Origin of the sequence: Azospirillum sp. HJ39, assembly GCF_041507355.1 — a bacterium.
In the GTDB taxonomy this organism is placed as follows: Bacteria; Pseudomonadota; Alphaproteobacteria; order Azospirillales; family Azospirillaceae; genus Azospirillum; species Azospirillum thiophilum.
In genome coordinates, this window is the sequence record NZ_CP167904.1 from 1 (window position 1) to 6,945 (window position 6,945).

At 67.7% G+C, this 6,945-nt stretch carries 8 protein-coding genes; all 8 read left to right on the forward strand.

Annotation, left to right across the window (positions count from 1 at the left end):
• Window positions 1–30 precede the first annotated feature (30 nt).
• The 8 genes from ABMY26_RS00910 (at window position 31) to ABMY26_RS00945 (ending at window position 6,611) form a co-directional block, all read left to right on the forward strand.
• On the forward strand, window positions 31–636 hold the full coding sequence (locus tag ABMY26_RS00910; RefSeq protein ID WP_372394021.1) for a DUF5131 family protein: 606 nt from the start codon (window positions 31–33) through the stop codon (window positions 634–636).
• A complete protein-coding gene (locus ABMY26_RS00915) occupies window positions 633–965 on the forward strand; it encodes a hypothetical protein (RefSeq protein ID WP_372394023.1) in 333 nt (110 codons plus the stop codon). Before ABMY26_RS00910 ends, ABMY26_RS00915 begins: the two co-directional genes overlap by 4 nt.
• Window positions 962–1,357 (forward strand): hypothetical protein, encoded by a 396-nt coding sequence (locus ABMY26_RS00920; protein WP_372394025.1) that lies wholly within the window; start codon window positions 962–964, stop codon window positions 1,355–1,357. Before ABMY26_RS00915 ends, ABMY26_RS00920 begins: the two co-directional genes overlap by 4 nt.
• Window positions 1,354–3,066, forward strand: coding sequence for a bifunctional DNA primase/polymerase (locus ABMY26_RS00925; RefSeq protein ID WP_372394027.1), 1,713 nt, complete (start codon window positions 1,354–1,356; stop codon window positions 3,064–3,066). The genes ABMY26_RS00920 and ABMY26_RS00925 overlap by 4 nt, the downstream gene beginning before the upstream one ends.
• Window positions 3,063–3,911 (forward strand): DNA adenine methylase, encoded by an 849-nt coding sequence (locus tag ABMY26_RS00930; protein WP_372394029.1) that lies wholly within the window; start codon window positions 3,063–3,065, stop codon window positions 3,909–3,911. Before ABMY26_RS00925 ends, ABMY26_RS00930 begins: the two co-directional genes overlap by 4 nt.
• Complete coding sequence (locus ABMY26_RS00935) at window positions 3,904–4,173, forward strand: hypothetical protein (protein ID WP_372394015.1); 270 nt, start codon at window positions 3,904–3,906, stop codon at window positions 4,171–4,173. Before ABMY26_RS00930 ends, ABMY26_RS00935 begins: the two co-directional genes overlap by 8 nt.
• Window positions 4,174–4,313: 140 nt before the next feature.
• Window positions 4,314–4,880, forward strand: coding sequence for an MT-A70 family methyltransferase (locus ABMY26_RS00940; protein ID WP_372394017.1), 567 nt, complete (start codon window positions 4,314–4,316; stop codon window positions 4,878–4,880).
• Window positions 4,881–4,964: 84 nt separating this feature from the next.
• A complete protein-coding gene (locus tag ABMY26_RS00945) occupies window positions 4,965–6,611 on the forward strand; it encodes a phage/plasmid primase, P4 family (protein WP_372394019.1) in 1,647 nt (548 codons plus the stop codon).
• Window positions 6,612–6,945: the final 334 nt, after the last annotated feature.

The following is a 6,945-nucleotide window of genomic DNA, read 5'->3' on the forward strand; positions in this document are numbered from 1 at the left end:
TATGCCAATGGCCCCGATCTCGATGACACGTTGCCGGACTGGCCGCTCCGCAATGTGTGGACCGGGGCGACCGTCGAGGATCAGGCGGCAGCCGATGAACGGGTTGCGGACCTGATGCTCTGCCCATCCGTCCGGCGCTACCTGTCGGTGGAGCCGATGCGGGGGCAGGTGGACCTGACGCGTGTCGTGCTGGATGAATGCGAAGCGACGTTCCTCCATGACCCCAGCTTGACCCGTGCCCGCTTCACGTTGAACGCGCTCACGGGGGCGCAGTCCCTGCGGTTGCCGCCATTGGACTGGGTGATCTGCGGCGGGGAGAGCGGGCCGAAGGCGCGGCCGAGCCACCCGGATTGGGTCCGGACGCTCCGCGACCAATGCAGCGCGGCGACCGTACCGTTCTTCTTCAAGCAATGGGGCGAGTGGGCGCCGGGGGAATGCGCGCAGCACGCTGCCACGCGGATCGAACGCACCGCGGACCTGATCAATGACGAGTGGCATTACGGCTCCTTGTCTCCTCAGGCCAGCCGAGAACTGCACCGTGACGATGAGCCTGACCTGTATCGGCTCGGCAAGAAAGCCGCCGGACGGCTGCTGGATGGCCGGACCTGGGACGAAGTCCCGGAGGTGCGGCCATGACCGATTTGTTTGGCCATAACAGCCACTCCCTACCCGGCGGTGGCGCGTATGGGCGCAGTGCAGAGCTGGAAGTTAGAAACCCCGTGCTGCGGCTCCCCGCCGCGCGAGCCATCCAGGCTCTGCCGCTTGAGCAGAGGCGACCGCTTGGCATCTTGCTGCGCGAACTGTCCACCCAGGCTGACGTCCAAGCCGAAGATGCATGGCGAGCACGCAAGGGCATCATGGCCGCCTATTGGCGCGCGGTGGCGACGTATGCCAAGCATCTTGCCAGAGTGATCGAACCGCGTTCCCCAGGATCGGTGGCGTCGACCCCGGAGGAACGGCCATGACCAGCGCTTCCTACCTGGGCGACCTGCGGCGGCTGGCCCAGGACGTCACCAACCTGTACGCGGAGTGCGAGACGCTGCACACCGCCATCCTGTGCCTGCGGGCGGGCGGGCGGATCGGCATCGATGCGCAGCAGCATCTGGCCTTGCGGCGGCAGATCAGCGACGTCGCCGCAAGGCGGCTGCCGCCCATCACACTGGTCGGCACCGCCCTGGTGATGGTGCCGGCGGGCTACCGGCTGGAAACCACCACGGGCGACCGGCGGGCGACGATCAGCCGCGCGGGCCGGGCGCACAGCTCGTGGGGGTTCTTCTCTCTGGCCCTGTCCATCGCCGATGCCTGCCTGTGGGCGCATGTCCGCGATCTGACGGACGGCGGGGAGGTTCGGCCATGACCGAAGTTGCCGGACCGGAGCTGTTCCAGGCGGCGGCGGCCTATGCCGCCCGCGGCTGGGCGGTGTTCCCGTGCGTGGCCGGGGACAAGCTGCCTTACAAGGAAAAGGACTTCTTCGAACACGGCGTCAACGACGCCAAGACCTCGCCCTATTGGGTGAAGCAATATTGGACCCGCTGGCCGCGCGCGAATGTCGGGCTGGCGGCCGGCGAACAGTCCGGCTTCTGGGTGATGGACGCCGACATCAAGGACGCGGTGGGCGACAAGCCGGCGGAAAACGGCTTCGAGACGCTCGAGATCCTGTCCGGCCTGTTCGGGGAGCCGCTGCCGGACACGCTGGGCCAGCATACCCCCAGCGGCGGCCGGCATTGGCTGTTCCGTTGGCCGGGGCGGCCGGTGAAGAACAGCGCGCGGTCGCGGCTGGGGCCGGGCCTCGACACGCGGTCGACCGGCGGGTACATCCTCGCCGCCCCGTCGATCCACCCGAACGGCGGGCGATATGCCTGGATCGGCAGCCCGGACTCCACCCCCGTCGCGCCCGCCCCGGAATGGGTGATTCGGCTGTTGATGGCGGAGCCGGAAGACCTCGACTGGTTGCGCCTGCGCCTCGACGGTCGCGAGTTGCCGGCCTTCCTCGCGAAGCGCATCGGCCAGCCGGTGCCGAAGGCCGCCGCACGCGCTCCTTCGACCAAGACCGAACGCATCTCCGCCTATGCCCGCGCGGCGCTGGACGACGAGGTGAAGACCGTCCGGCAGACCGGGCCGGGCAACCAGAACAACGCGCTGAACGAGGCCGCCTTCAAGCTGGGCGGGTTGGTGGCGACGAACGCCCTGCCGGAAGACCTCGTCCGCCAGCATCTGATGGCGGCGGCGCTGGGGTGGAGCATCGACCCGCGCAAAGGCGGCTGGGACCCCGCCCATCTGGAAAAGATCATCGACGGGGGCATTGCCGCCGGGCGGAACCACCCGCGCGACGTGCCCGATCCGCCGGAGCGCCAGCAGCGGCGCTATCAGCCCCAGCGCCGTCACCGCGGCGGTGCTCCGTCGCCTGCCACGGTGGGCGTGCAGATGGCCGCCGGCCGGGCGGTGTGGAATGCCCGCACCCCGGCGCTGACCGACACCCCCGCCGCGGCCTTCCTGGCTGCCAACGGCGTGGACCCGGCGACCGCCGGGCCGTGGTTCGGCTTCGGGGAGGTGGAATACCTGCATGGCCCGGACGGGGCGGAGCCGGTGTGCATCGGCCGGTATCCCGCTCTGCTGGCCTGCATGGCGCGATGGCCGGACCGGGACGGCAAGCCGGAGGTGCGCGCCGTGCTGGCGACCTTCCTTGCGCCGGACGGCCGGACGATGGCGACCATTGCCGATCCCGGCACGGGTGAGGTGCTGCCGCCCCGCCGCCTGATCGGTGCGTGGCAGGGCGCGGCGGTCCGTCTTGGCAAGCTGTCGGGGGAGCGGCTGCACCTGTGTACCGGGGCGGTGATCGGGTTGCAGACCCGCAACGCCTATCCGGGCGTGCCGGTGTGGATCGGCGGGCCGGTGTCGGCGCTGCTGCACATGGCGCTGCCGGAGGCGGTGCGCGACGTGATCGTGATCGGCGCAGACTCCGCGTCTGACGAGCTGCGCGCCCGGGTCGCGCGGGCGCTGGGCGGTGATGGCCGGGTGACGGTGCGCTTCCCACCCCGCCGGGCGCGGAATGGGGGGCAGGCATGACGATCATCACCGCCCATCGCCAGTTCGGCAGCAAGGCCCGCGTCGCCGCGGAGCTGCTGCGCTTGGTGCCCGATGGTCTCGACTGCTGGGTTGAGGGCTTCGCCGGCACCGCGGCCATGACGCTGGCAAAGCCGCCGCACCCATCCGAGCATCTGAACGATCTGAACGGGGACGTGGTCAACCTGTTCTCCGTCCTGCGCGACCAGCCTGCGCTTGCCCGGCTGGTGCGCCTGATCGAACTGACCCCCTATGCACAGGATGAGTTCTTCGCCTGCCGGGACGAGGTGTGGACCACTGATGCGGATGACGCAGCCGACCCTGTCGAGCGTGCCCGGCGGTTTCTGGTGGCATCCTGGCAAGGCTATGGCGGCAAACAGCATCAGCGCGCGTCGTGGCGGCTGGATAAGGGGCGTTCGTCCCTGACCACAACATGGACGGGGCTTCCTGTCCGGCTTGTCGCCGTCGCCCAGCGCCTTCGCGGGTGCCATATCCACCGGAAGCACATATGCGATCTAGTGGCGCAGTTCGCCGACCAGCCGCGCGCGGTGGTGTTCCTTGACCCGCCATACCCCCGGCATACGCTGAACGGGCACGAAACCATGTACGCCGTCGACATGGGCGACGAAGAGCATGCCCGGTTGGCCCGCCAGCTCCGAACCGTGTCGTGCAGAGTGCTGATCACCATGGCTGTGGGGACGGTCTACAGCGAGGTGCTGTCGGACTGGACGCACACTCCGTATGGCGTGCGCTCGCTCACGAACAGCCGGCAGACCGAAGTTGCGATCAGCAACTATGTGCCGCCTGCGGCAGGTCTATTCGAGCGAGCGGAGGCGGCACATGGATGACGCCGCCGCTCGCTTGCTGGCCTTCCGCTACATGGCTTCCACCGACCGGCGGGCCGCTGACGTCTACCGCTGGTGCCGCCGGCTGCTGGGGCATCGTGACCGAGCCCGAGACTGCAACGCCCTGTGGTCGGATGCCTTCGACCTGCTGGTCGTGCTGATCGCCGACTCCGAAACCTTCGCCGCCGGCATCGCCCGGCGCGTGGCGGTCGCCGAACGGGCTGCGGCGAAATTCGACCAAGACCGAACGAGGGCGACCGCGTGACCAAGACCACCTCCCCCTCCCCCCTCCTGTTCGATCTTCCGGCGATTGGGAGCGTCGCTCCCTCGCGGGCGGTGTCGCTGTCGGGCAAGCCCGCGTCGTGGCGGTGGGGCTCCCTCGTCCCGGCCGGATACTCGCTGATCATGGCGGACCCACCGTGGCGGTTCTACAACCGCTCCGCCAAGGGCGAGGGCAAGAACCCGGTTGCGCATTACCCGTGCATGCCGTTAGCCGACATCATGGCTCTGCCGGTGCAGCAGCTCGCCAATCCGCGGGGCTGCCTGCTGTGGCTGTGGGGCACCTGGGCCATGCTCCTCGACGCCATCGCCGTGGGGCAGGCGTGGGGCTTCCGGTACGTCACCGGCTTCCCCTGGGTAAAGCGCACCCCCGCCAGCGGAAAGCTAGCCTTCGGCCCCGGCTACGTCGTCCGGGTCTCGACCGAGCATGTCACCCTGTGGGCCATCGGCGAGCCGCCCTATGGGCCGGGCTGCGCGTCGGAACGCGGCATCCTGCTGGACGGTGGCGAAGCCCTGGACGCCGCCACGCGCGAACACAGCCGGAAACCTGACGAGCAATACGCCATGGCGCGTCGGCTGATCCCCAGCGGCCCCGCGTGCGAGCTGTTCGCCCGCCAATCCTGGCCCGGCTTCGACGCCTGGGGGAACGAGACGGACAAATTCACGGCGGATGCCGGGGAGGTGGAGCCATGACCCGCCGGCACCCCTCCGCGCCTCCCCCCGCCCCCCTCCAAATATGGGCGCCCGATGGGCGTGCCAGAGGCTTTCAGGTGCGCGATGCCCGATGACGGAGCGAAGATCGTGCCGGCTGACCCGCCCGACGCGCTGGAAGACCTGCGACAGCAGATCGACGGCGCGGTCGTGGTCGATGCCGGCACGGGTGGCAGCGGCGTTGCCCAGCCGCCGGACGATGACGACGGGGAACCGCCGCCCGACCGGGAGCTTGCAACTTATGATAAGTCCGACAAGGGCAACGGGGAGCGGCTGATTCAGCGGTTCGGCCGTGCCCTGGTCTTTGTCGATCAGAACGGGTGGGCAGTCTGGGACGGGAAGCGGTTCGCCTATGAGCTGGGCGAGGGCGAGGCAACCAAGCTCTGTCACCGCATGGTTGAGAAGCTGCGCGACGAGTTGAAGGAACTGCGCGACCTGGGGCCGCCACCGGCTCCGCCGACCGAGACGGAAGAGCCGGACCCGGCCATCCAGGGCAAGATGCGGCTGGAGCGAATCAAGGAATGGGAACGCGGCTTGCGCGCCTTCGAGGCGTTCGCGGTCAAGAGCGGCGACACCCCGAAGGTGAAGGGTGCGCTGGAACAGGCCCGGCCCTATCTGGCGAAACCGACGCGCGCGATGGACGGGCACCCCTGGTTGATGACGCTGGACAACGGCACTCTGGACCTGCGCCAGAAGCCGGACAGCCGCGCCCAGATGCGCCTGGGCGGCTTCCGCAAGGCCAACCTGATCACCCGGCTTGCCGGCGCGGCCTTCAACCCCGACGCGAAGTGCCCACAGTTCGATCGGTTCATCAATCGCATCCTGCCTGACGAAGAAGTGCGCACGTTCGTCCAGAAGCTTTTCGGATACTGCCTGACCGGTGACACGTCCGAACAGATATTTGTCATCTTCTATGGAGAGGGCAAGAACGGCAAGTCAAAGCTTGTCGACGTCATGCGGCACATCTTCGGGGACTATGCCGCCACCATCCCGGTGGCCGTTTTTCTCGACGGCAAGGACAAGAAGGCGGATGGGCCGAAGCCGTCGCTGGCGAAGCTGCCGGGCGTGCGGCTGGTGTTGATGAACGAACCGGACAAGGGCGAGGCGCTGTCGGAAGGTCTGGTCAAGGAAGTGACTGGCGGCGAGCCCATCGAAACCCGCAAGCTGAACAAAGACCCATTCGAGTATCGGCCCGAGTTCACGCCCGTCATGGTGACGAACCACAAGCCGATTATTCGCGGGCAGGACATCGGCATCTGGCGGCGCGTGATCCTCGTTCCATTCGAAGTGTTCATTCCTCCTGACGAGCGCGACCCAAACATTCTCGACAAGTTGGTCGCGGAGAAAGACGGCGTCTTCCAATGGCTGCTGGACGGGCTGTGGCTGTGGCTGGAAGAGGGGCTTGACCCGCCTGCGAAGATCCTCGCCGCGGTCGAAGAGTACAAGCGGGATCAGGACCCGCTGGGCGACTTCCTTGAAGCGGAAACCGCGCGGATGCAGGGCAAGCGCGTGACCGCGACCGCGCTGTACGAAGCCTATACGAAGTGGTGCGAAAGAAATGCGGTGGAACCGCTCAAACAAAACGGGTTCGGGCGAAAGATGAAGGATCGTGGACTTAGGACGATCAAGAGTTGCGGTATCAACGAGTATCTTGGCCTCTGCCTGCTGGACGGTCTGCCGCAGACGGCAGCCCCCCCGCCCCCGGATTTTTGACAACCGAGGGAGCGATCAGGCCGAGAGGGATAATCGCTGGACGGACCCTCTTGGGGAAAGGCGCGGAAATGCTGGGTTTAGGGATAAAGGGAGGACAGAGAGCGATTTTCGGCGGTGGCCCTCATGTGTGCGTGTGCGCGTGTGCGCACGGACGGGCGCGCGTATGAGCCACTGGCGAATATCTATCCCTATCCTCCCCATCCTCCCTAAAGAGAGAGTTTCCAAGGGTTTCAGAGAGATGGCAGCCCCGGCATTCCGGGGAGCAATTCGGGCAACGAGAGGGGGCGGCGGCCATGGATGGCGGAGCGGTGATGTCCGGCAGGGGTGAAGATGG